This window comes from Alphaproteobacteria bacterium (assembly GCA_030680745.1).
Classification (GTDB): domain Bacteria; phylum Pseudomonadota; class Alphaproteobacteria; order JAUXUR01; family JAUXUR01; genus JAUXUR01.
Genome location: JAUXUR010000023.1, coordinates 27,352 through 51,837, shown reverse-complemented (window position 1 = coordinate 51,837; position 24,486 = coordinate 27,352). Strand labels below are relative to the sequence as shown.

Below are 24,486 nucleotides of genomic sequence, written 5' to 3'. Positions count from 1 at the left end.
GGTTCTTTAAATAACATCCGCAAATCCTTTTCGGCATTTTTGGAAAAAGAAAAAACCAAAACACATATATAAAAAGGATGCAGCAAAAATAATTGAAAATATTTGCGTATCTGGCATTTGATCAAACATTAATAAAGAACGTGACTGATCAATAATGACTGCAAAAGGATTAAATGACATAAGCAGTTGATATTCATCAGGCAATGATGAAATAGGATAAAATATCGCTGATAAAAACATAAGCGCTGTTATTGCAAAGCCTATAATTTGACTAATGTCACGAAGATAGACACCCAATGCCGAAAACAACCACATAGATCCTAAAGAGAAAGCAATAATAGGCAACAACATAAAAGGGAAAATAAAAACAGTATAATTAGGCACGCCGATGACAATAAAATAAAACACCAACCATACAAAAAAACTAATCATTGCATGAAATAATGACGAACATAGAATTATTACAGGCAATATTTCTAAAGGAAATACAACTTTTTTTACATAATTTGCATTTGCCATAATTAAAGTGGGTGCTCTAGATAAACAATCAGAAAAAATACCAAAAATAATCAAACCAATAAATAAAGCGATAGGAAAATTAACATCTGATTGATCTACAGAAGCAAATCTTGCTTTAAAAATAAAACCAAAAACAAACGTATAAACACCAAGCATCAATATAGGATTAATCAATGACCATAAAATGCCGCCAATGGATCCTTTATATCTCCCTAAGATTTCTCTTTTCGTGAGTGAAATAATTAAATTTTTATTGCTTAGAATGCTTCTAAAGACATATTGAGGGGATGTCGAAAAATTCCTCATTATATATTTTTTCCAACATCACGGAACATTTCTGATTCCATGTCCTTCTCAGATAAAACAAAATCATTATTATCCATATTAGGCCATTCAATACCAATGTCAGGATCATCCCAACGAATAGATCTTTCATGTTCCTTGGAATAAAAGTCTGTTGTTTTATATAAAAATTCTGCAGATTCGGATAACGTCAAAAATGCATGCGCAAATCCTTCTGGAATCCAAAGCTGTTTTTTGTTTTCAGCTGAAAGAATCTCACCTACCCATTTTCCATAAGTAGGAGAATCTTTTCTAATATCAACAACAACATCAAAAACTTCACCAGAAATGACGCGAACCAACTTTCCTTGTGCTTTTGGTGCCAATTGGTAATGTAAGCCTCGTATAACATTTTTCAGGGATCTTGAATGATTATCTTGAACAAAATTTATAGGTTTTCCAACAATATTTTGAAATGCATGATGATTAAAACTTTCAAAGAAAAAGCCCCTTTCGTCTGAAAATACCTTTGGTTCAAATAAAATCACATCAGGAATATTTAAAAATGTTGTTTTCATGCTGCCATATCCAAAGGGGTTTTAAGAACTTGAAGTAAATATTTCCCATACCCATTTTTAATCAATGATTTTGCAAGTTTTTCTAATTGCTCCGCATTGATCCATTCTTTTCGAAACGCAATTTCCTCTGGACACGCAATTTTTAATTTTTGTCGATGCTCTACCGTTTGAACAAATTGTCCTGCTTCTAGCAAACTCTCATGTGTTCCTGTATCGAGCCATGCATAACCACGACCCATCTTTTCAATAGATAAATTACCCAGATTTAAATAAACCTTATTTAAATCAGTAATTTCTAATTCACCTCGCGGAGAGGGTTTTAAAGATTTTGCATAATCACAAACATTTTTATCATAAAAATACAACCCAGTGACAGCATAATTCGATCTTGGATTCTTAGGTTTTTCCTCAAGACTTATCACTTGTCCCGCATTGTTAAATTCTGCCACGCCGTAACGTTCAGGATCATTCACATGATAAACAAATACTGTCGCACCAGAATCTCGCGCATCAGCAGAGTTTAAAAGCAATGAAAGGTCATTACCATAAAATATATTATCCCCTAAAATAAGGGCTGAAGGTGAATTATTAAGAAAGCTCTCACCAATGGTGAATGCCTGTGCCAATCCACTTGGTGTTGGTTGGACTGCATAAGATAAATTTATGCCCCATTGACTACCATCTTTTAATAAAGCTTCATAAGAAGAAATATCATTTGGTGTTGATATCACCAAAATATCACGAATACCCGCAAACATAAGCGTTGTCAAAGGATAGTAAATCATTGGCTTATCAAAAACTGGCAAAAGCTGTTTTGAAATAACCTGAGTGGACGGATATAACCTAGTTCCAGAACCACCCGCTAATATAATACCTTTACGTTTCGTCATTTTTCCTACTTTATTTTAAAACTGTTAATTGAGATATAGTCCGTGAAACATGAAAACGCCAATCTGGCATCACTAAATTAATTTTTTTACTTAATTTATCAACATTTAAAGAGGAATTCTTTTGTCGTTGAGCCGGCAAAGGAAATTCTTCTGATGTGATTGGGGTGATTTTATCAGACGTTAATTTAAACGCCGATCCAAAATGTTGCGCTTGATCTAATATATATCGCGAAAATTCAAACCAATTTGTCTTCCCTGAAGAAGTCAAATGATATATTCCGTCTTTTTTTTGTCCATTTTTAGAATCATTAAATGAATTTTTTAACATATGCGCTGTCACATCTGCAATAAGTTCTGCGCTTGTTGGGGCACCATATTGATCATTCACAACTTTTAATGCATCTTTATTTTGAGCTAATCTTAAAATTGATTTTATAAAGTTTTTACCATGTTGGCCATATACCCAACTGGTGCGAAAAATATAATGATCACATGCTGAATCAATAATAGCTTGCTCACCAGCAAGTTTCGATTTTCCATAGACATTCAAGGGCGCTGTAGAATCCTCTTCAACATATGCGCCTACTTTATTGCCATCAAAAACATAATCCGTCGAATAATGAACAAGACGAACGTTCAATTTTTTTGCAGTTTCGGCGATAACACCTACTGCTTTAGCATTTACAAGATAAGCTTTATCAGATTCTGATTCAGCCTGATCGACCGCTGTATAAGCCGCAGCATTTACGATTATATCTGGCGAAACATCAAGAATAGTTTGACTCAAAGCTGATAAATTCTCAAGATTGGCTTTTTGACGGTCATAGGCAATCACTTTTCCTAATGGAGAAAGAGACCGTTGAAGTTCCCAACCAACCTGTCCATTAGAACCTAATAATAGAATTCTCATGCAGTATATCTTTCTTTAATCCATTCGCGATAAGCGCCACTTGTGGCTCTATCAACCCATTCTTGATTATTTAGATACCAAACAACAGTTTTACGAATTCCCGTCTCAAAAGTTTCATCAGGACACCATCCAAGTTCTTTTTCAATCTTTGTAGCATCTATAGCATAACGACGATCATGCCCACGCCTATCTTCAACAAAAGTTATTTGAGTAGAATAAGATTTGCCATCTGTTCGAGGTTTGAGTTCATCTAAAAGAGCACAAAGAACTTGAACAATTTCTAAATTCGTTTTTTCGTTCAATCCGCCAATATTATATGTTTCACCAATTTTACCAGCTTCTAATACACGACAAATCGCAGAACAATGATCTTCCACATAAAGCCAATCACGAATATTTTGACCATCTCCATAAATAGGTAATTGTTTTCCTTGTAAGGCATTATGAATAATAAGAGGAATTAGTTTTTCTGGAAATTGATATGGACCATAATTATTAGAACAATTCGTGGTCAATACAGGTAGACCATATGTATGGTGATAGGCTCTTACAAGATGATCAGATGCAGCTTTACTTGCGCTATATACACTGTTCGGTTCATAAGCATTTGTTTCTTTAAAACCAGGATCATTTGACCCCAAAGAACCATAAACTTCATCCGTCGACACATGAAGAAAACGAAATTCACTTTTTTTATGATCATCGAGTTCGTTATAATAAGACAAAACAGCTTCTAACAGTTTAAAAGTGCCTAAAATATTTGTTTGAACAAAATCTTCTGGACCATGAATTGATCTATCAACATGAGATTCTGCTGCAAAATTAAGAATGGCTCTAGGCTGATATTGTTTTAAAAGACGCGAAACAAGTTGCTTGTCAGCAATGTCTCCCTGAACAAAAACATATTTTTTGTTATTTTCAATTGTTCTAAGATTATCTAAATTGCCAGCATATGTAAGTTTATCAATATTCACAATAAGATCGGAAGATTTTAACAACCAATCAATAACAAAATTTGAACCTATAAACCCAGCCCCACCAGTAACAAATATTGTCATAGTAAATTCCTTATTTATATTTTTTTTAAAAATACGGCAGCCCAAAGCCCCAAAGTTTCTATAAAAGTTTGTCGATAAACACCAGATCTGTATATACCAAAGAGCCTATAAAAAATCAAATTCTTTCTTGATTCCGAAAACTTATTCAATGTATTTTGATTATCTAAGGTCATCTGAGACTTTATTTTCTCTAATGCCTTGATATTAATATCGTTGCATTTTTTTACTTTGCCTTTAAACATAAGGCGAATACGAAGTAAACGCGCCAACCATCCAAAATTTGCACCGATCATATTATTGCTATGCTGTCTATATCTCAGTGTAGGAATAGGATCGTATATAACAATCCCCCCCAACGATGAAACAACTAAGTAAGTCCACCAATCATGACAAACCACCTCAATATTTCCTATTTTTTTAAGAATGTCCCTTGCTGCTTTATTGAAAAGCATCGTATTACCGCCGCCAATATTCTGAACCAGAGCATTAGCAAAACTTGGTTTTTTCTTAAATAAGGGAGAAAGACCAGTGTTTTTACCACCCACATCAACCAATCGTGTTCGGGAGCAATAAAGATTAGGAATATCTATCGGCAAGTCTTTTAAAGCATCAACAGAGCGACATATTTTATCAGGCGCCCAAATATCGTCCTGATCACAATATGCAAAATAATCCGCCTGGATGTCATCATTGCAAACAAGAGAGAGAAAATTTTGATTACATCCCTTTCCTGGTCCCACAATAATAGTCATTTTAATAAATTCGTTTTTTTTATCTATTTGATAATTAATTAACTTTTGATAGAATTTATTATTAACTGGTTCAGAATCATCTAAATCTACACTTACCCACAAGGAAATATTCACATAATTTTGCGCAAAAATAGATTCAAGCTGCTCAATAATAAAGTCTTCTCCCTTATAAGCACATAAAAGGATAGCAACATGAGGACAAATAGAAGAATTTTGATATAACAAATATATACTCGACTTTAAGCAATTCTATTAATATAAACATCGCTCATTATTTTTTTAACGAGCCTACTGATAAGAAAATAATTTAATAAATTTATACCCTCTTACCAAAGAACATTAAATCACTTTCTGATTCAGATCACAATAAAAAATAAACCATTTCAATTATTTTTATAATCTATCTTATTGTAAAGCACAATAGTAAAAAATGAATAAAAAATATGTAATAAAAAAATAAAACACATTTTAATATGCAATGATCTAACTTAAGATTAAAATAAAAAATCATTTTCTTTATAAGGTGTAAAAATTATTTTAAAACAATAATAAATTATTATTATGTAAAACAATATATTCAAGACATTCAACAATATTATACTATTTACAAAACTTAATTCTTTTACAAGAAAACAACTCGAAATTAACATTATTAAAAAAAATATTTTTATAATAATTAGTTTTTTTTGTTTGTTTTTTATAATAAATATTCCAATGAATGGAAAAGCAAAAAATTCAAAAATAAATTTTAAAATATTAAGATCTATTAAATGCTCCAAATCAATCCATTGTTGTCCTAAAAAATATACAAACAAACCAATTTTATTGAAAAAAAACAATAATCCATAAATTAAAACTGTTAAAATTAAAGATATTTTTATAAAAAAATAAATATTTTTTAAAATAATTTTATTGTTACTCATTTCAATTAAAAAATATTTAGAAAGAGACATACCAATAATTGCTATTGGTAAATAAAAAATCTTGTTACATAAAAAATATGACCCTAAATCTTCAAAACCAAATTTATTTTTAATATAAAAAAATGGAACAAATTGAATTAAACAATCTAATGTTGTTAAAATTAAATACATAAAAATATATTGTTTATTTTTTACTATAAATTTTTTATAAAAACATAATATATTATTTTTTTTTAATACAAATAGTTTTTCTTTTTTAAAAAAAATAATACTTAATGGTAATAAATAACCAAACATAAAACTAATAATTAAACATGTAACATTTTTATTAAAAAGCAAAACACTAGAAATTTGTATAGAAATTGTAATTATACAAAATAAAAAATTATACAATAAATTCAAATTAAATTTTTTATCTTTTATAAAATTATTTAAGATTATATCAAATATAGTCATTAAAAATAAATTTAATGGCATAATAAAAAATATATAACTTTTTTTATTAAAAAAAACAAAAAAGACTATAGATAAAAACAAAAAAAAGAAAAAAGAATGAATATAAATAAAATTATTTATTACTTTCAACTTATTTTTTTTTATAAAGAGAAAATTTTCCATTCCTAATATTGAAAATGGAAATAATATTGATAAGATAGACATATAATATCCAAACTCACCAAATTCTTGCGGAGAATAAAATTTAGCTATAAAAAATAAACTTATTGATGTTAATATTTTATTAAAAAACAAACCTACTGATATAAGATTTACATGTTTTATTTTTAAAAAATTTTCAGAAAAAGTACTTACATTTTCATTAATCATGTTTACAATATAATATGTTATGTTTATTCATAAAAGTATTTTTAAAAGTAGTGATTGTTAGATGATCTAATTCCTTTTTTTGCTTAAATTGAAGGTAAAAGCTTTTCTTTTCAAGTACGCCCACACGTCCATAATTGACATCTCCTACATAAATTTCAGCAAATCCATCCCCATTAAACTCTAAATTCATGCATATATTATAATTGTTATCATAATAATCTATATCTTTAAAATTATAAATTTTATTTTTTTGATATATATTTTTAAAAAATATATTATTAACGTCTTCAATACTAAGATTATTTTTTAACTCAATAACAGGATCTATCATTTTTATTGGATCTATCTTAAAAAGCCTATATCCCGCTTCATCTATGAGCAATTCAGAATATATTGGATTTCCTGCAATTTCACCTATATATGAATTATAGAAAGTCGCCGGCATATAAGGCGATAAATATATGTACTTTATATCATTTTTTTCTAAAAATTTAAGCGCATTTTCTTTTGTATTCATTTTATAAAGATCAATCATAACAGGATCTAAGTCTTTAATAATTTTATTTTTTCCATAAAAAACAAAAAGCTCTTGCTCAAAAGCCAACACTTTTCCTTCTAATTTTAATACATTCAATTGATCAAAGAATTTTTTACTTACATGTTGATGAATAGGATCATTAATCGAATGTGTTGACCAATTGGAAAAAAACTTAAACCCATACAAAGAAAATAGCGTAAAAACAATATATATTTTGCGCAATGAATTATTTATAATTGGTTGATATATAAAAAATAATAAAGGAATTATCGTTAAAAAATACCTTGGGTTTTTAGCACCTAAATTACCAGAAAACATGATAATTAAAAAAAACAAAAAAACGCCAAAGCAAGACATTGTATAAAGAATTGTTCTTTTTTTTAATCCATTCTTAATAAAAGCATAAAAAGCTAGAAAAAAATGAATTCCAAAAAGATGTATTTTCGTAAACCCTTGAAGAAGACCAAATACAACCCAATTAAATGTCGTATCTATACGCCTCCTAAAGGCAAGATCAGCTTTTTCGTTAATATTCTCAAGATCCCACACTGGATTGCTGTCGGTTACAATTTTTCCAAATTCAAGAAGGTTTTTAATATAGATCTCACCTCCGATCAAAATTGAGCCAATACAAACAATGGCTAATTTCCACCATTCTTTTTTAGACATATAAATAAAGCCAAACCCTATAAATATAAGACATAAAACAGAAAGAGAGTGCGCAAGAAGTGTTAATCCTAACGTTACAGATGTTAAAAAAACACTTTGTTTCCGTTCAAAAAAATCAGACAAAACACAAATTGACAAAGTAAATAGAAAAATACGATAAACATCAATTTGAAATGTCGAAAAAACATAAACAAATAAGGGAGCAGATAATATATATAATATCCCATAGCGCCCAACATATTTAGAAATTAAAAATATAAAAAGCACCATATAATAAGCATTGATAAATTTTACTGCTAATTCAACTTTAAACCCAATAAGTAACTGGAATACAAGCAAAGATGGATACCCTAGAGGATGTCGAATAGGTGTATAAAATCCCGTAATTGGATCTGCTTCTATAAAAGGATATATAGAAAAACTTTTATCTCTAAAAAAAAGATTCGCCATATTGGCATATTCCAGAGCATCATTTTCATAAAGAGACAACCCTAGCAACACAATAAAAAATATTACAAACAAAAGAATTCCTGCATATATTTCACGTTCAAAAGTTATTTTTTTTATTGTGGCTTTAGCTTTATAGAAAAAAAAAGCAAAAGCAAAAAATGATAACGTTAAAATTACGATTATATAAAAAAATGCTTCTTTTCCTGGGAAAAAAGAAAATAAATGATAAACAACAAGCCCCAAAAATGGAGGTGTTAATCCAAATGAAATGATTATTTTTAATCTATTGTTTTGGCCTAAAATACAAGACAGACAAAAAGGTAAAACGAAAAAAAATAAAATTATTAAAAACAATGACGTAAAAATATTCATATTATTTTCTATCGAGCATTTATTAAAATATTCCTTGCATACGATTTAATAATAAACAAAGTTACAAAAAAACTAAGAGATGTTCCAATTGCAGCTCCATATAAACCAAAAAAATAAACAAAAATTATATTAAATATAATGTTAGAGCCCAATATTAAAAGATTTATTCTTGTTTGTTGAATGGGGCTTCCTATTTGATTTGCAAAAAATTGAATTGGAAGATAAAATGATGATATCGTAACACCAAGTGTAATTATTAAAAAAACAATCAAAGACACTAAACAAAATTCTTCATTAAAAAAATAATAAAGTATCAAAAAAAACGGCACACACAAAATAGATAATACAAAAGATATTAGAAGTGAGTTTTTACCAAATTTTTTTATTTTTTTTGATAATTCATCAATATCTTTTTTATAATAAAGCTCTGTTAAATATGGATTTAATATATTTCTAAAAACTGAAATTACTTGTAAAACACCTTCTACAAAAAAAAGTGCAAAACTATATATACCAACTTCTTTTTCTGTTTGAAAATAAGATAAAATTAAAACATCTACCCTACTATTGAGCTCAATTGATGCGCCTGCTAAAAAACTTTTTATAGAAAATGCAAAATGCTTTTGAATCCAATCAAAATTTAAAAATGATATACCTATATATTGATTATTATAAAATATACACCAAAAAAATAAAAAAATTTCAGGAAGCAAAAAAACAAAGGATATAAATTTTAAATCCAAGTTAAACATAATAAAAGGTAAAAATGTTACCAGCATAAAAATATATCTAAGCGATATACCGATAGCATATCGTTCCATAAGTTTTAGACCATTCATAAAGGAAAGAAATATTTTATTAAAACTAAAAAAAAGAAGACCTGGAATTGCCAAAAACCAACAAAATTGAGCATTTTCAAATTTAAAAAGCCTGGGAATGACGAATGGAATAATAAAACAAAAAAGAAGAGAGGGAATACACATAATCCCACAATTAAAAAGGGCTGTACTTAAAATTGTTTTTTGTAAGATATGATTTTCAGCATGCTCAGCCGTATATTTAAGCGTTGAATAATGAAGACCAAATGTTGAAAATTGTGACGCTACAATAAAAAGAGACCATATTAGGTTAAAAAGACCCAATCCTTCCGGTCCATAAAAAATAGGTATAAGAACATTAAACAAAAGGCCAACAATGCCTAATGCACCAACGCTTCCAAAACTATAAATAAAGGCCTTGTTCATTTTGTTTTATTTAACAAATAAAGCCAAGCAATAGAGGCATTTTGCAATTCCCATGGCGCTAAAGGAAGAGAATAATAATGAGCAACATTCTCGTCCAAATCGCATTTTTGATCTTTTAATTCTTCATAGACAAAAGGATATACCGTACCTTTTTTAACAGCATCAAGCGTATATTCTTTAAAGCCTTTTGGAAAAATATCTGGATGAAATTTCAAAACTGTCAAAAGACCTATTAAATCAATAGATTTATAGGATATATGCGCCATTGAATTATCAGGCGGATAAGAAGGTAAATTAATTGAAATATTTTCTTTTGCTTCTCTTCCCTCTCTCATTTTACCCCAAGAATAGTGCCACTCAAAATTTTGAGGAAAATGTTTATTAAATTCTTCATTTCTAAGAAAAATAATGGATGCATCTTTAATAAAATCTTTCTGAGAAGAATTATTTTTTAAATTCATATAGGGCAATTCACTTGTAAGAGAGTTCATATAATTATAGGGTAGATTCAATCCATCATGTGGAAAAGGCGCATTTTTTTTTGCTGTTAAATAACATTCTCCCTTTTTAAGACCCATGCCGTCATTATTAGATCTTATTATAGACTCAAAAAAATTTTGCTCTTTTTCTGATGAAAAAAGTAGCTCAATATATTTTTTAGATATCAATTCAAACGGAGATATAAGTACATCTTCATAACGCCGTAACACTCTGTAAACTCTTGCAGAATGAAGCATTGAAAAAATAGGCAACCGATCGACAGAATACCTCAATGAAATAAGCCCATATTCATTTATAAGCCTATCTAATAAATATATTTCAATCATTAATCTACTTTTTAATTTAAAAATTATTTCATCTGTAAGATGATTTTCAATCATTTTCCAATTTTGTAATAAATTAATAAGACCATTTAAATAATATGTTTGAGACCACGGCACCAGACCTTCTTCATTATTATTTCCCATATTAAGAATACCAGATGGCTCAAACGATTCAATCGTTTGCTCAATCTTATATTTTGTAAATTCAAAAAGATCACTCGTTTCATTGCGTGTTTTTAAATCAATAGCTTGTATTAATTTTGTATTATCTATTTTATCTGAAAAACCGGATTTTTTAAAAAATCCTATAAATCTATCACCTTCTTGCCGATAGGTTAAAAACTCACAATTTTTTGGAAATTCAAATCGGTCAAAACTTGGCGTTATAATGTTTCTATAAATATAAACAACATTTCCTGCTATAAAATGAATAGCTTTTTTATCACCATATTCTGGATCACTAAAATGAAATACATTAATACATAGTGAATGATTAGAAATATGTTTATCACCCCAATTCGCTTCCCTTGTCCATAACTCATCAAAAGAATAATCCGATAGATTAATACGATAGAAAAAGTGCCTAAAAGCGACAGGATTATAATAAATAACAACAATTTCCTTTTCACCAATTGCTGCATTCATAAATAAAAATTTTTTCAAATTTTTTGGGAGTTCAATATCTTTTAAAAAAGTGTTTTTATTAAAAATAGAAACACGATTTTCTCCATCAAATAATTTTTTTGAAAAAATAATTTTGTTTTCTTTGTGTTCAATTATTTTCAAAGGAAGATTTTTGGGTTCAAGATTTATATAATCATTTTCATTTTTTATTCTAAAAAGAATATCTTGTGGTTTAAATTCAAGACTTGTTTTCTTTTCTTTATCAAGTGAAACAAAAGGAACATTATGCCAAGATTTCTCATAGTCTTCAGCTTTCGCATTGCAACCAAATGATAACGAAAAGAAAATTAAAAAAAGTAATCTCATCTTAATTCCTTATTGTAATCCTGATCCATCCACATGGCTAAAAAAATGGCTTGAACACCACCAGCGAGCATAAATAATAATAAAATCAACGTGATTTCAGGCACCTCTCCATTGACAATCCATAATCTGAAAAATCGAATTGAAAACAAGAAAGAACAGCCTAGTGAAAAAAATCCAAAAAAATAGAAAAAAACAAGAGGATGAAAATCTCTTATAATGTATTTTTCTTTTAATCTCCAGAAAAACTTTTTCAGCAATAAAATACTTATTGTAAAAATAGCTTTTCTAATTTTAAGTTTTGATTGTTCGCCAACATTATAAACAGGTTTTTGAGGAATATCACGCACTTTAAAATTATGAATATTTAACCTTACAAGCAAATCATTTGGTTGACCATAACGTTTATACATTAAATCCCAGTCGATTATTTGAAGTGCTTTAAGATTAATAACTGTATAACCTGTTTGTGAATCAGATATATGCCAATATCCAGATGCTATCTTTGTAAGCAATGACAAAATAGCATTTCCCCAAAAACGAACCTTAGGCACTATTTCATAAGCCTTTGCATAAATTAAACGATTTGCCTTAGAATAATCAACCTCACCAGATACAACTGGATCTAAAAGCTCTGCCAAATCATTTGGATCCATCTGACCGTCACCAGCCATAACAGCCGTTGCATCACATTCATGATCACGTGCCCATTTATAACCTGTTGCAATAGAACCGCCAACACCTTGATTAACTTCATGACGAATCAACACAATTTTAGGGTTTATTTTGCAATATTCTTCAACAACGGCCGACATATTATCTGTACTTTTATCATCAATAATAATGATATGATCAACATAATCTGGCATTGTTGTAATAACTTTTGATATTTGTGTTGCTTCATTATAAGAAGGAACAACAACGGCTATTTTTTTATTTTTGTACATGATCCAATCTCTATCTTTTATTTGAGTACAATTTAGGCGCTTCATTAATGACATTGATTGCTTTATTCAAATCAAATCCTATCATTTTCGAATAATCTTCCATGGCCTCAATACGCATAACATTGTCTCTTTTTACCATTGCTAATGCTTCATCACGCGTAATCATGTTCTCTCTTATCTGCGTGCTTCTAAATGTATCATGCTCTGTAAAGCCAGCAATTGTCGAATAAATATAATTGTAAAAAGAAGCTGTTCCATCACCTATACGCCAAGTGGTTGTAGTTGAAGCTGCCGTTTCCCAATTATAATGCTCTTTTAATGTTGAATTAATAACATCTTCATCCCATGGTATATAATCATAAAAAACAGTAAGATCATGTTTCATCATATATGAACAATAGAACGAATAAGCAGTATCCAACAACGATCTGTTAATATATGATGGTGTTTTTATAAAATTTGATAAAAAATACCAAATCATTCTAAGTTTTTGTGTAATTTTTACATCAAAATACCATGAATTTCTTTCATGTACACCACAAAATCCAGATTTAAAGTTACTTTGCTCCATTCTATGAGACGCTAAAAACAATAATCCTATATCAAGCTCTTTTTTAACTTTTTGAGGATAATAAAAAAATTGCTTATCCCCTGCCATTAACAACCCAACCATACCTAAATCTGGATTTTTAAACCACGCATTTAAATTAAGTCGAACGTTCGTTCTTTTTTTATCTATATCCGCAGATACAAGAATATTTTCAACACCTAACTTACCGCACATACGCGCTATATTTCGGCGCGCTAAATCTGTTACAACGCCCCAATCATAGGTGACGGTAATAGGATTCATGCCAAGCTCACATTTTAAATAATGCAACGCATAAGAACTATCTCTGCCACCACTAAAGGCCAAAACACAATCTGCAGATCCATCTTTCTTACGATTTTTGTCACATAATTCTTCTAAAGCATAACGACCATAAGGCTTGAAAGATTTATACTCATTGCAAATATTACAAACGCCTTTTTCATCAAAGGCAATACCAGGAAAAGTCTCTGGCAAAATACATTTAGTACATCTTTTGAGTTCAACAGAACTTTTTGCAACTTTATTATAATCTTGAAAAACAGTTTTAATAGAAGATGGTAATTCTATTTTTTTTATATCGCCAGGTTTAAGTTGATGTGTTGTGATATTGTTAAAATATTTCTTAGAAATTGTATTTATAAAAGTTTTTTGTGAAGCAAAAACAATTGATCCATTTGAATCTTCAACATAATAAAGAGATCCGGTATTAGTTGTTAACGTACATACATTTTGACGCGCAAATAAACAAGCAAGGGACGCATCACCTTCTATTACGTCATAAAATTTCTGTAGGGATTCCTCTATAGAAAGCGTTTTAAGGCTTTCGTCTAGAAATGGTGGTATAATTGCGGTATCAAGATCAGATTTAGATGAGGAATTCAGATAGTTTTTCCATATATCTTCGTAATTACAAATAATACCATTATGAACAGTAACAATATCTTTATCCAAAACCGGTTGATTGTTAAATATATTTGAACGATCACCATTTGTACAAAGACGGGCATGACCCAACACTAAGAGATTTCCTTTTGTAATATCAATTTCTTTTAAAATAGACTTAAAGTCATCATCCTTAATTAAATCAATACTTGAATCTTTGTGTCTTAATACATTAATTTTTCCTTGATGTCTAATTGCAATGCCACTTGCTTCTTTTCCACGTGAATGAGAAAGTTTTGCAAGATCATTTAAAAGATCTTTCCAAGATCCTGTAAATTTTTCATCAACATAAAATCCAAATATTCCGCACATTAGTCGTTCTCTCTTCCATTTATAATTTTGATATCTTGTATAACAAAATTTGCATTTTCGTTCATATGATTCTTTTTAAATTGTAAAAAAAGAATCGAGTTTGGAGGGATGTTTTTTTCTATTGTTTTTGATTTTTGACCAATTGCTACAACAGAATTATCTCCCTCAATTAAAGATAAAATTTTTATAAAAAAAGCGTTAAAAAAATTTAATTTTAACAATTTCTTATTAAAGACATTTAATTTTAGTTTTGTTAAAAACAACTCGCCATCTCCAGAAAGATTTAGTTTTATTAATTTTTCTTTATCTTCTTTGTTTTCTATAAAGAACATTGAATTAAAATTAATAATATTATTATCAACAGCCATGGAATATGTTTTTGGATAAAGTTGCTTCAAATTAAAGGTTTTATTCTCTTGTTTGAAAAATTTAATTTTAAAATCACTAACAATGATAGATCTTTTTTTAGATGAAAACAAACATCTAAAAGGTTGATTTGTACTCAAAAAACGCGTTGAAATATTATTTTTTCCTTTTTTTAAATAGAAAGTATCCTTAAGAATAAATTCATTTTTAAAAGATTCATAATTAATAATTGAAAATAAAACCATAGAATCCTCCTCAGCCATTATTTCCATGTCGCATATACAATCGTAACTTCCATCTTCTAAAATTGGAAATTCATTATATTTTACATCTGGTTTGACTAAAAACGATGGATATTCATTTTGGTGTGTTAGATATAAATAGTGTTGATTTAAACAATCTGTTTGAGATACATTGAATTTAAATTTTTCTGTATTAACTTGATGGCTATTTTTGTTTAAACCAAAAACCTTATACCCAAGATCATCAAAAACTAATGTGCTTTTTTCATATTTATTTAAGACATCTTTTAAATATGAATTGTAAATTATAGGATCACTATAATTATTGCTTATAATACAGTCAAAATCGTAAATTTTACTTTCATCTTTGACCAAATCAACCGTTTTATCATCAAAAAGGTAATGTATTTTTAAATCAGAATATGTTAGAAATTCTCCATCACGCAATACGAAAGCTTTTTTTAAATTATTTTCGCTTAAAAATGAAAATAATTTAAAAAAATAATTTTGATCCTTTTTTTTAGAATCATCAAAATAAAACAAATTAAATGAAAAAAAATTAATTTGTAATATATAATAAAGAACTCCATAAGAAATTAACAAGAAGACTAAAGATCTTTTTAAGAAACGTGTCATTTTAATATCCTTTTCATTTGAAACGCCACGGCAAGACAAACAATAGGATGAATTTGAAGCAAATATCTTGGATTAAATGCAAATGTACCTACGCCAGAAATTGTTGCAACAACAACAAACAAATAAAATATAAAAACAAAAAATATTGAAAAATTATATATATTTACAATATTATTAGTTTTTATTTTTTTTATAGACAACAATAAAGATATAACAAACAAAAAATAAACAATTCCAAATACACTTATTTCTGTAAATATTTTAAAAATACCAAATACAAATTTTTCATATAATGTTTTTATTCCTCTACTTAAGTCAAAATACATTTTATATTCATCTGACATAAAATTAATTATTTTTATATTTTCTAGATCTGCTAGAATTTTCCCATGAACCTTAAATGAATTATATAAATCAACACAAACAATTAAAAACATTGTCAAAGTCGTCAAAAAAATCAAAGGAATATACTTTTTTAACATTACATAAAACGACATTTCTTTCCTTTGATTTAAAAGAAAAACGATTGCAAACACCCCCATACATATAACATATGTTAATATGCCAGATGAATGATAAAACCAAGAAAATCCAAATGAAGCGCCTAAAATTAAAAAATAAATTATATCTTTCTGAGGAGTAATTTTTTCTGAAACATTTTTAAGATATTCATAGACAATCAAAAAAGAAGCAAAAAAAAGAAGCATTCGACTTGAATCAATATGGCATTCAAGTGCGCCATTTAAACATAAAGGTGTCGTTAATAACAACAAAGAAGCCCAAAAATTAAAACGCTTTGTTTCTTTATAAAGAGTAATAATAAGTGCTAAAGCAAGAAAAAATATCATTGAAAATGAACATATTTTTGCAAAGAAAAGACCAATATCTTCTGATAAACCAAGCCTACCCCAGGCAAGAAGACCTGGATATCCTAAAGGATGAGACCATGGCACAACAAATCCTCTTTCATTAACAGCACTTGTTGATGGATAAAAAGAAGTTTCCTTCAAATTGTCTATAAGATTTGAAAGATAAAAATATTGCAATGGATCATTTCCCAGCAATGGTTTTTGTAAAAACCATAAAATAATGAAAAAAATCATAAAAAGAAAACAAAAAAAAGAAAATTTATTTATTTTTTTTGTAATTGATTTTAGTGAATAGAATTCATTCAAAAACAACCTAAAGAATTTAGCTTTCAAAATCAACAAAAAGATAAAAGGGATAATCGTTAATAATATATATAAACCAGAATCTTGATGCGGTAAAACTCTTAACAAGAATATATAAAGCCATGGAATTAAACAAAAAGAAAAAATATAAGAATATACAATCTTATATCTACTTTGAATTTCAGTAGAGCACAAAAAGGTATATATGCTTGCAGGCGCAATTAAAAAAATATTTAAAATTTTTATTATTAAATAAATATATGTCATTTATAATTTAACATCAAACATATCAGACCATTCTCCAAAACTCGCTATACGCCACAAAGTGAAATCAAAATGCTGAGATCCACTTAAGCTCCCTTCTAAATAATACATTAATGAGCTTTTGTCAAAAAATTCTGGAAACTTGTTATATACCTTACTAATTGAGTTTCTAATATAATGATTTAAATCACCCCTAATCCACTTTGTTTCAGGAACTGAGAACCCTAATTTGCTTTTTCTTTTATAAACTTTAGAAGGCAAAATGTCCTTCATTGCTTCTCTTATAAGTACTTTTGTATACCCATTTTTATATTTATAGGAATTACCAAGACCAATAGAAAGTTCAACAAGTTTTGGATCCAAAAATGGAACACGTGCTTCTATCGAATGTGCCATGGAATTTCTATCTTCATAATGTAGTAGCATTGGTAAATGAATAGACTGAACATAGGCGGAACATAAATTACCAATATCAGAAGAAGTTGATAGATTTAAATAGTCTAATGCATTTTTTTCTGTTGAATAATTTTTTTCATTTTCTAAAAAATAGTTGTTATTTATTATTAATTCTTTTGATTTATTTTTTTTGTTAAATAGTCTTTTTAGTGACCTTAAAACAAAAGCAGGCTCGCTCATTGAAAAATTAAGAGCAAAACTTGCAAAATCAATATATTGATGACGCGCTAAAAGCCACTTCATATAATGCGGCATCATAAACAGATAACCTGCAAGTTGTTCATCAGCACCCTGCCCGTCCAGCATTACTTTTAAACCATGTTGATGCGCCTCTTTAAAAACTGACCATTGAGCAAAAATACTCATGCTTCCAAATGGTTCATCTTGATGCCATGTTATTTTTTTGATATCAGTCAAAAGATCTTCTTCTTTTGGAAAAATAAAATGAGAAGTACAATTTGTTTTATCAACAACAGCTTTAATAAATTCTCTTTCATCAAAAAATTTATCATTATAACATGCACTAATCGTAACAAGTTCTTTTGTATTTTTTAAATAATCAGCCATTCCTACAATTGACGAACTATCCAACCCACCTGAAAGACAAAAACCTATTGGCACCTCAGACATAAGATGTGTCTGAACAGATTTTTTGAATTTTTCTCTAAATTGATCAATTGCGTCTTTGAGTGTTATTTGAATTGAATCAGGATGTGGTAAAACATACCATTTTTTTATCTTAAAAGAGTGTGTCTTTTTAAAATCCTTTAAAGAAATAAACGCACACTCCCCTCCCCTTATTTGCTTCACTTCATCAAAAAGAGTGTCGTCGCGATGATCAAAAATACCATTTTTTAAAAAATCATAAGCGCGTTTTTTATGAATACGCCGTTCAAAATCTTCTAAACACGTAAATTGTTTTATCTCAGATGCAAAAGCTAAAAATTTTCCTTTTTGATAGTAATACAAAGGCTTTATACCAAATGGATCTCTTGCTACAAAAATATGATCTGATTTTTTATCATAAATTACAAAAGAAAACATCCCAGAAAATTTATGAAGACATTCTTCGCCCCACTGAACATAAGACTTTAAAACAACCTCTGTGTCTGTGTTGGTTTTAAATTGATGTCCAAATCCTTCAAGTTCTTGGCGTAAATCTTTATAATTGTAAATCTCTCCATTATACGTAATCCACAACGCATGAATTTTATCTTCCATAGGTTGATGACCCGCTGATGAAACATCAACAATTGCAAGACGTCTATGACCCATAAAAATGGGGCCAAAAGAAGTTTCAAATTTTAAAAAATCAGAACCATCAGGACCACGATGTTTAATAATATCAATTACATTTGATGATATTTCGCGTGAAAATGAAAACCAAATACCACACATTTTATATTATTTGCCACTTAATTGTTTGTTTTTTATTTTTGTAATTTCAGCCATAATAGCTGCGCCTATTATTTTTACATCAAAATGCTCAAAAGCATAATTTTTTGATTTTTCTTGAAGACTCTTTCTAAGGGGTTCATTTTCAACCAAATGTAAAATATTTTTTGCCAAGGCTTCAGGATCATCGGGTTGCACTTTAATAAGCCAATCATAATCAGAAATTCCTTTAATATCAGAAGAGATAATCGCAAGCCCTGATGCCGCATAATCCCGAATTTTAATAGGGCTTAATCCAATATTTTTATTTCTTTCAGAGGTAAATGGGGCAATCGCAATATCAAAATCAGACAACATTAAGGGAACATTTTCAAAGGAAACTTCCCCGCAAAAATCAACATTGTTTTTTAAATTTAAGGAATTAGACAGTAATTCAAGATTTTTCTTTTCAGGACCATCTCCAACAATTATTAATTTTATATCTTTCCTATAATTAAGAATGATAGGCATTGCCATTAACGCAATATGTACACCTTGCCACGCAGCTAAATTTCCTATAAATCCTATTTTAAAATAATCTGATTTTAATTTTTTAAAATTCTTTTTATCTTCAAAAGATGCAACATCAGTACCATTTTGAAAAACAACGATTTTTTCTTGTCTTACCCCATTATTAACAAATTTTTCTTTTATGCCATCCACGACAACTCGTGTTAAATGAGCCATTTTAACATCTAATATTTGAAGTTTTTTAAACAAGAATGAAATAAATTTATTTTTTTTATTTGATTTTAATTCGTCTTCAACCCATCCGTGATGTTCTGTTACAACAAAAGTATTTGAAAAAAATCTTAAAAAAAATACTAAAATAAAACTCATCAAATTATATCGTATATAAACAACATCAACATGTTCTTTTCTGGCAATATTTAAAATTTTTGGGATATTAATAAGAAAATTTATTGAATTTGGAAGTTTTTTATTAAAATAACCACTTTTTTTAATAATATTATCTTTTTCTAATATTGAAAATAGTTTTGAGTTTTTTTCAGCCGTAAAAATAATGATCTCATCATTTGACACATAAGAAAAAGAATTTGCTGTTCTTAAAAAATTAATTGAACATGCGTTGTTTTGATTTATATCAATGCCTGCAGTTATTAATATTTTCATATTTTTCTATAATACGTTTGCTGTAAAGTAAAAACTTTGTCAAAAGGCATATTATGCAATTTTGAAAGCCTCAAAAAAAAATATCTTTCTTTCATTTTAATTCGCTACGACTATAATATACTTTTTAAAAAAAAAGAACCTTTAGATGATGTGTTTTACACTATAATTTATCAGACTCCTATTTAAATCACAAATGTGTTTACCTTATTATGCGAAGATAAACAATTATTAAAAATAATAATTAGAAATTTTTGCTCAATAGGAATCTTAATTTCGCAACGTAGTTAGCTTAAGAAGTAATTTTTCAACAATTTCAAAAGTTGATTTTTTTAAAGTTTGAGCACCTAATTGATTATCAAGATATCCATCTATATATACAATATATACAATTTTTGAATTATCAGACGACATACTTTTAATGTAATTTGTATCTAAAAAAGACGTAGAGTATAATTCATTTAATGTTATATATGCAAGTGCATGATAATGTATAACAATAATAGATGGTCTTGTACATAAAATCCTACACTAACATCAGTGAAACTCCACGGGGCAAGCCCCATGAAGTTTCAGTAAAATTATATCTAATATTTTCTTTTTTCAGATTTACCATTTGTTAAATAGTGATTTTTAGCAAATGCTATCTTTGCCTCGTCTGAAGGTAATTTTTCAGCAGCTTTTTCTAAATCTGGATTTAATTTAAGATAGTTATTAGGATCAAAATCTGTAGGCAGACCATCTTTTGTTTGCGTAACAATATTATTTGTATTTATTTCAGGCTCCAATGATTCCATATTGTAAACAACAACAAGAATTATGCTACAGATTATAGCAAGCCCTATAAGTAAAAGTTTTTTATTTTGTATAAAATTATTTGACGAAGATTTCTTTGTATTAACACTATTCATTTGACTTTAACTTTCATTAGCGTATTGTTAGGCTTTATCTTAAAAGGACATTTAAAAATTTTACGCTTTATCGCATAAAATAAACATAGGCTCAATATACTTTTATCATCCTTGCTCCATTTTTTCAAATGTTTTTTGTATTTTTTTGCAAAAATATATATTTTATATTAGTTCGAATCATTTTATAAGATACCTCAAAAATTAGATTCGTAGATCTAATATTTTCTTCCCTCTTTTTTTCCATTTAATAGATAATGATTTTTAGCCCAATCTGTTTTTTCCATAATTGTTGTCATTTTTTCAGTCGCTTTTTCTAAATCTGGGTTCAGATCTATATATGTAAGAGGATTAAAATTTGGTGGTAAAATGTCTTCTTTTTTACCAATAGAATCACTTATACCTATTTTAGATTCCAATAATCCTACACTACAGATGACAACAAATCCTGTGAATAAAAAGTTACGGCTTGGTATTATATTGTTGTTCCAAGCATTTTTTATAATGATAGACGGGGTAACTTTTTTATATCCAAGAATATATCGTCTTCCTGGCATTTCAATACAAGCCCATATTAAAAATGATAGTGATAATAAAATAGATATAAAAATACTAAATGTAATAGGGTTTGGAAAATCTGCAAAATAAGAAATTTTACCTCTATAAATGGTTAATAAAGTTTGATGTGTTAGATACATTGAAAAACTTATTTCTCCGAGAAGTACAAAAAATGGATTACATAATATCTTTGAAACTTTTCCACGACCTTGCGCAATAAGATAAATTAATAAACCAAAAACAAAAACAGATCCACAGTGAACGATCCATTGATCTAAAGCTGGTCCTAATTTTAGTGCCCTACTCCAATTTACAATATAATTTGTGTTATACATAAAAACAGCACAAAGGATGATCGAACTTATTTCACATATAGTTGCTAAAAAAGGAATATAATTTTTTTTTATTGTTCTTTTTTTATATAAAAATGCAATAGACATACCAATAATGAATTCAAATATTCTTGAAAGGGGATTAATATATATAAGACCATGTTCAGTTACTGTGAGATCGTTTCCAGGTTTTTCATAAACTGATAATTGGCACGCGTTTGATATAAGCACTAAAATAATAAGAACAATGCCAGAAATAATAAGTTTTATAAACCAAGTGTTGTTCCATTTATAGAGTAAAAGGGGGAAGGCAAGGTAGAAAAAAAACTCGGTTGAGACGCTCCAGGCTACAGCATTATAAGAAAAATAATAATTTGATGAAGGTATCCATGATTGAATCATTAAAAGATGTGCTATCGCTGTTTTGATATCCCAAGGAAAAGAAATAAGGGCAATAGCGATTAAAAAACTAGCAATATAAGCAGGAACAATTCTTGCGATACGTGCTTTCAAAAATTGTTTTATTTCTGTCCAAGTATTTAAATTTGGATAAACATAAGTTAAAATAAATCCAGATAATACAAAGAAAAATGAAACACCTTGACCTAAATTGATACCTGAATAATGTATACCAAACAAGCCGTTTGAATGATGAATAACGATCATGAAAGCGGCAAAAAACCTTAATGAGGTTAGTTGATCTATTTTTGTATTGTTTTTATTCATTTTATTTATACTTTGAATGATTTTAATTAGATTAATTTTTACATATCATATTAAATATGTTTAAAATTTTTATACAATAAGATACGTAAAAATCTATTCTTAATTTCTTTTAGCACTCTTTTATTTCTTTTTCAAATAGTTTCTTTTTGTGAAACTCCCCCCGGGCAAGCCCCGTAGTTTTTCGTTATAACTATAAAAAATAATTGAGCTTGTATTTTCTATAGATAATTTAATATTTTCTTCCTTCTTTTTTTCCATTTATTAAATAATGATTTTTAGCCCATTCTATTTTTTGCTCATCTGAGGTCATATTTTCGATAGCTCTTTGTAAATCTGGATACATGCGAAGATATACTAGGGGGTAAAAATCGGCTGGTAGTCCCTCTATATATTTCCTTCCCTCTTTTTTTCCATTATTTAAATAATGTTTTTTGGCCCATTCTATTTTTTGCTCATTTGAGGTAATTTTTTCCGTCGCCAATTGTAAATCTTTATACAATTGAATATATGAAAGAGGATTAAAATCGGCTGGTAGTCCCTCAATATATTTCCTTCCCTCTTTTTTTCCATTATTTAAATAATGATTTTTAGCCCATTCTATTTTTTTCTCATTTGAGGTAATTTTTTCTGTCTCCAATTGTAAATCTTTATACAATTGAATATATGAAAGAGGATCAAAATCTACTGGTAATCCTTCCATTTGTTTTGTTTGGCTAATAAGAATTTTATTATATAAATCATCTTCAATTTCAATTAATTTTATAATTTCTGCCTGCTCAGAAAAGCTTTTCACTTCATTTTGAAGATAAAGCTCATACCATCTTTCTTCAGTCTCTAAAGCTTCTTTTAAATTCTGTCTATCGTGAATCGTATTTCCATAAAAATCTTGAGTCACAAGTCGCTTAAAATGCCCGCCACTAAAAAATAAATCGATAGTTCTTAAATCGGGATCAATCAATATTTGACGCATAGGAATAAGCCCTATATCTGATTCACGCCAAACGTTAATATTCAATTGCTTCAATCTTGCTACAACATCGATTAATCCCGTTGGTGTGCTTATTTCATAACTTGATTCTTCAAGACATGCTAAATATTTATCACTAGGAATAATCTCTGTTGGATAAGCAACGAAATAACGATTAAACATAAAATCTATCAATTGTTCAGGCGTTAAAATATTTGTTTCATTTAAAGCTGTATCTATCTCCACTTTTGAAGGATCAGTGTATGCTTTATGTGCATACCAATCTTTTGCTTCTGGCGTTAAAATAGTAAGTATAGTGTTATCCTCAGCATTATTCATAACATAGTTATAAATCTCTTCACGGGTGCCTAGAATATGAAAACCACAATCACCATCTCCAACAACTTCAAAAACATGAAATTGTTGGCCTTGAGGTCCAAATAGAACCTGCCTAGGCTCATCAAATGAATTCATCACGAAATTTGCAGCATTGAGTGAAAAGCTTAAAAGCATACAGATAAAGATTAATGACGTTTTATACATAATAATAATCCTAAATTAATTAACAATATAATATTGTATTATAAATTATTTAAAAATAAAACAACATTGTTGCCATGGTATTTCATAAAATAAATATTATTTTACTTTGAAATTTAAAAAAATTAAATAGAAATAAT

The 24,486-nt window shown here is 28.3% G+C and carries 19 protein-coding genes; all 19 read right to left on the bottom strand.

What is annotated here, in order from left to right; translation table 11 throughout:
• Positions 1-6 precede the first annotated feature (6 nt).
• The 19 genes from Q8L85_01930 to Q8L85_01840 all read right to left on the bottom strand — a co-directional run bounded on the left by Q8L85_01930 (position 7) and on the right by Q8L85_01840 (position 24,349).
• On the bottom strand, positions 7-825 hold the full coding sequence (locus tag Q8L85_01930; protein MDP1723445.1) for an ABC transporter permease: 819 nt from the start codon (positions 823-825) through the stop codon (positions 7-9).
• Complete coding sequence (rfbC, locus tag Q8L85_01925; protein MDP1723444.1) at positions 825-1,379, bottom strand: dTDP-4-dehydrorhamnose 3,5-epimerase; 555 nt, start codon at positions 1,377-1,379, stop codon at positions 825-827. Before rfbC ends, Q8L85_01930 begins: the two co-directional genes overlap by 1 nt.
• The gene (gene rfbA, locus Q8L85_01920) at positions 1,376-2,269 is read right to left on the bottom strand and encodes a glucose-1-phosphate thymidylyltransferase RfbA (GenBank protein ID MDP1723443.1); all 894 of its coding nucleotides are present in this window, start codon (positions 2,267-2,269) and stop codon (positions 1,376-1,378) included. The genes rfbC and rfbA overlap by 4 nt, the downstream gene beginning before the upstream one ends.
• Before the next feature lie 10 nt (positions 2,270-2,279).
• Positions 2,280-3,179, bottom strand: coding sequence for a dTDP-4-dehydrorhamnose reductase (gene rfbD / locus Q8L85_01915; protein ID MDP1723442.1), 900 nt, complete (start codon positions 3,177-3,179; stop codon positions 2,280-2,282).
• Complete coding sequence (gene rfbB / locus Q8L85_01910; GenBank protein MDP1723441.1) at positions 3,176-4,237, bottom strand: dTDP-glucose 4,6-dehydratase; 1,062 nt, start codon at positions 4,235-4,237, stop codon at positions 3,176-3,178. Before rfbB ends, rfbD begins: the two co-directional genes overlap by 4 nt.
• Positions 4,238-4,251: 14 nt before the next feature.
• Complete coding sequence (locus Q8L85_01905; GenBank protein MDP1723440.1) at positions 4,252-5,214, bottom strand: glycosyltransferase family 2 protein; 963 nt, start codon at positions 5,212-5,214, stop codon at positions 4,252-4,254.
• A 269-nt stretch (positions 5,215-5,483) separates the two neighbouring features.
• Positions 5,484-6,737: a hypothetical protein gene (locus Q8L85_01900; GenBank protein MDP1723439.1), complete on the bottom strand. Its 1,254-nt coding sequence runs from the start codon at positions 6,735-6,737 to the stop codon at positions 5,484-5,486.
• Complete coding sequence (locus tag Q8L85_01895) at positions 6,730-8,766, bottom strand: hypothetical protein (GenBank protein ID MDP1723438.1); 2,037 nt, start codon at positions 8,764-8,766, stop codon at positions 6,730-6,732. The genes Q8L85_01900 and Q8L85_01895 overlap by 8 nt, the downstream gene beginning before the upstream one ends.
• Before the next feature lie 8 nt (positions 8,767-8,774).
• The gene (locus tag Q8L85_01890) at positions 8,775-10,010 is read right to left on the bottom strand and encodes an oligosaccharide flippase family protein (GenBank protein ID MDP1723437.1); all 1,236 of its coding nucleotides are present in this window, start codon (positions 10,008-10,010) and stop codon (positions 8,775-8,777) included.
• Complete coding sequence (locus Q8L85_01885) at positions 10,007-11,824, bottom strand: hypothetical protein (protein ID MDP1723436.1); 1,818 nt, start codon at positions 11,822-11,824, stop codon at positions 10,007-10,009. Before Q8L85_01885 ends, Q8L85_01890 begins: the two co-directional genes overlap by 4 nt.
• Positions 11,821-12,768 carry a glycosyltransferase family 2 protein gene (locus tag Q8L85_01880; GenBank protein MDP1723435.1) on the bottom strand — a complete coding sequence of 316 codons (948 nt, stop codon included), beginning with the start codon at positions 12,766-12,768 and terminating at the stop codon, positions 11,821-11,823. Before Q8L85_01880 ends, Q8L85_01885 begins: the two co-directional genes overlap by 4 nt.
• Before the next feature lie 10 nt (positions 12,769-12,778).
• On the bottom strand, positions 12,779-14,614 hold the full coding sequence (locus tag Q8L85_01875; GenBank protein ID MDP1723434.1) for a glucosamine 6-phosphate synthetase: 1,836 nt from the start codon (positions 14,612-14,614) through the stop codon (positions 12,779-12,781).
• Positions 14,614-15,858: a hypothetical protein gene (locus tag Q8L85_01870; GenBank protein MDP1723433.1), complete on the bottom strand. Its 1,245-nt coding sequence runs from the start codon at positions 15,856-15,858 to the stop codon at positions 14,614-14,616. Before Q8L85_01870 ends, Q8L85_01875 begins: the two co-directional genes overlap by 1 nt.
• Positions 15,855-16,961, bottom strand: coding sequence for a hypothetical protein (locus Q8L85_01865; protein ID MDP1723432.1), 1,107 nt, complete (start codon positions 16,959-16,961; stop codon positions 15,855-15,857). The genes Q8L85_01870 and Q8L85_01865 overlap by 4 nt, the downstream gene beginning before the upstream one ends.
• Before the next feature lie 336 nt (positions 16,962-17,297).
• Entirely contained in the window at positions 17,298-19,148 is a 1,851-nt protein-coding gene (asnB, locus tag Q8L85_01860; protein ID MDP1723431.1) for an asparagine synthase (glutamine-hydrolyzing), read from the bottom strand.
• A 6-nt stretch (positions 19,149-19,154) separates the two neighbouring features.
• A complete protein-coding gene (locus tag Q8L85_01855; protein ID MDP1723430.1) occupies positions 19,155-20,318 on the bottom strand; it encodes a glycosyltransferase family 4 protein in 1,164 nt (387 codons plus the stop codon).
• A gap of 584 nt (positions 20,319-20,902) precedes the next feature.
• Complete coding sequence (locus Q8L85_01850) at positions 20,903-21,226, bottom strand: hypothetical protein (GenBank protein ID MDP1723429.1); 324 nt, start codon at positions 21,224-21,226, stop codon at positions 20,903-20,905.
• Positions 21,227-21,441: 215 nt separating this feature from the next.
• On the bottom strand, positions 21,442-22,839 hold the full coding sequence (locus tag Q8L85_01845; GenBank protein MDP1723428.1) for an acyltransferase: 1,398 nt from the start codon (positions 22,837-22,839) through the stop codon (positions 21,442-21,444).
• 229 nt (positions 22,840-23,068) lie between these two features.
• A complete protein-coding gene (locus tag Q8L85_01840) occupies positions 23,069-24,349 on the bottom strand; it encodes a hypothetical protein (GenBank protein ID MDP1723427.1) in 1,281 nt (426 codons plus the stop codon).
• Positions 24,350-24,486 lie beyond the last annotated feature (137 nt).

What these genes read in the sequence shown, in the direction of transcription:
- Q8L85_01930 (MDP1723445.1), bottom strand. Translation starts at nt 825, where the DNA reads ATGAGGAATTTTTCGACATCCCCTCAATATGTCTTTAGAAGCATTCTA.
- rfbC (MDP1723444.1), bottom strand. Translation starts at nt 1,379, where the DNA reads ATGAAAACAACATTTTTAAATATTCCTGATGTGATTTTATTTGAACCA.
- rfbA (MDP1723443.1), bottom strand. Translation starts at nt 2,269, where the DNA reads ATGACGAAACGTAAAGGTATTATATTAGCGGGTGGTTCTGGAACTAGG.
- rfbD (MDP1723442.1), bottom strand. Translation starts at nt 3,179, where the DNA reads ATGAGAATTCTATTATTAGGTTCTAATGGACAGGTTGGTTGGGAACTT.
- rfbB (MDP1723441.1), bottom strand. Translation starts at nt 4,237, where the DNA reads ATGACAATATTTGTTACTGGTGGGGCTGGGTTTATAGGTTCAAATTTT.
- Q8L85_01900 (MDP1723439.1), bottom strand. Translation starts at nt 6,737, where the DNA reads ATGATTAATGAAAATGTAAGTACTTTTTCTGAAAATTTTTTAAAAATA.
- Q8L85_01895 (MDP1723438.1), bottom strand. Translation starts at nt 8,766, where the DNA reads ATGAATATTTTTACGTCATTGTTTTTAATAATTTTATTTTTTTTCGTT.
- Q8L85_01890 (MDP1723437.1), bottom strand. Translation starts at nt 10,010, where the DNA reads ATGAACAAGGCCTTTATTTATAGTTTTGGAAGCGTTGGTGCATTAGGC.
- Q8L85_01885 (MDP1723436.1), bottom strand. Translation starts at nt 11,824, where the DNA reads ATGAGATTACTTTTTTTAATTTTCTTTTCGTTATCATTTGGTTGCAAT.
- Q8L85_01880 (MDP1723435.1), bottom strand. Translation starts at nt 12,768, where the DNA reads ATGTACAAAAATAAAAAAATAGCCGTTGTTGTTCCTTCTTATAATGAA.
- Q8L85_01875 (MDP1723434.1), bottom strand. Translation starts at nt 14,614, where the DNA reads ATGTGCGGAATATTTGGATTTTATGTTGATGAAAAATTTACAGGATCT.
- Q8L85_01870 (MDP1723433.1), bottom strand. Translation starts at nt 15,858, where the DNA reads ATGACACGTTTCTTAAAAAGATCTTTAGTCTTCTTGTTAATTTCTTAT.
- Q8L85_01865 (MDP1723432.1), bottom strand. Translation starts at nt 16,961, where the DNA reads ATGATTTTTTTCATTATTTTATGGTTTTTACAAAAACCATTGCTGGGA.
- asnB (MDP1723431.1), bottom strand. Translation starts at nt 19,148, where the DNA reads ATGTGTGGTATTTGGTTTTCATTTTCACGCGAAATATCATCAAATGTA.
- Q8L85_01855 (MDP1723430.1), bottom strand. Translation starts at nt 20,318, where the DNA reads ATGAAAATATTAATAACTGCAGGCATTGATATAAATCAAAACAACGCA.
- Q8L85_01850 (MDP1723429.1), bottom strand. Translation starts at nt 21,226, where the DNA reads ATGAATAGTGTTAATACAAAGAAATCTTCGTCAAATAATTTTATACAA.
- Q8L85_01845 (MDP1723428.1), bottom strand. Translation starts at nt 22,839, where the DNA reads ATGAATAAAAACAATACAAAAATAGATCAACTAACCTCATTAAGGTTT.
- Q8L85_01840 (MDP1723427.1), bottom strand. Translation starts at nt 24,349, where the DNA reads ATGTATAAAACGTCATTAATCTTTATCTGTATGCTTTTAAGCTTTTCA.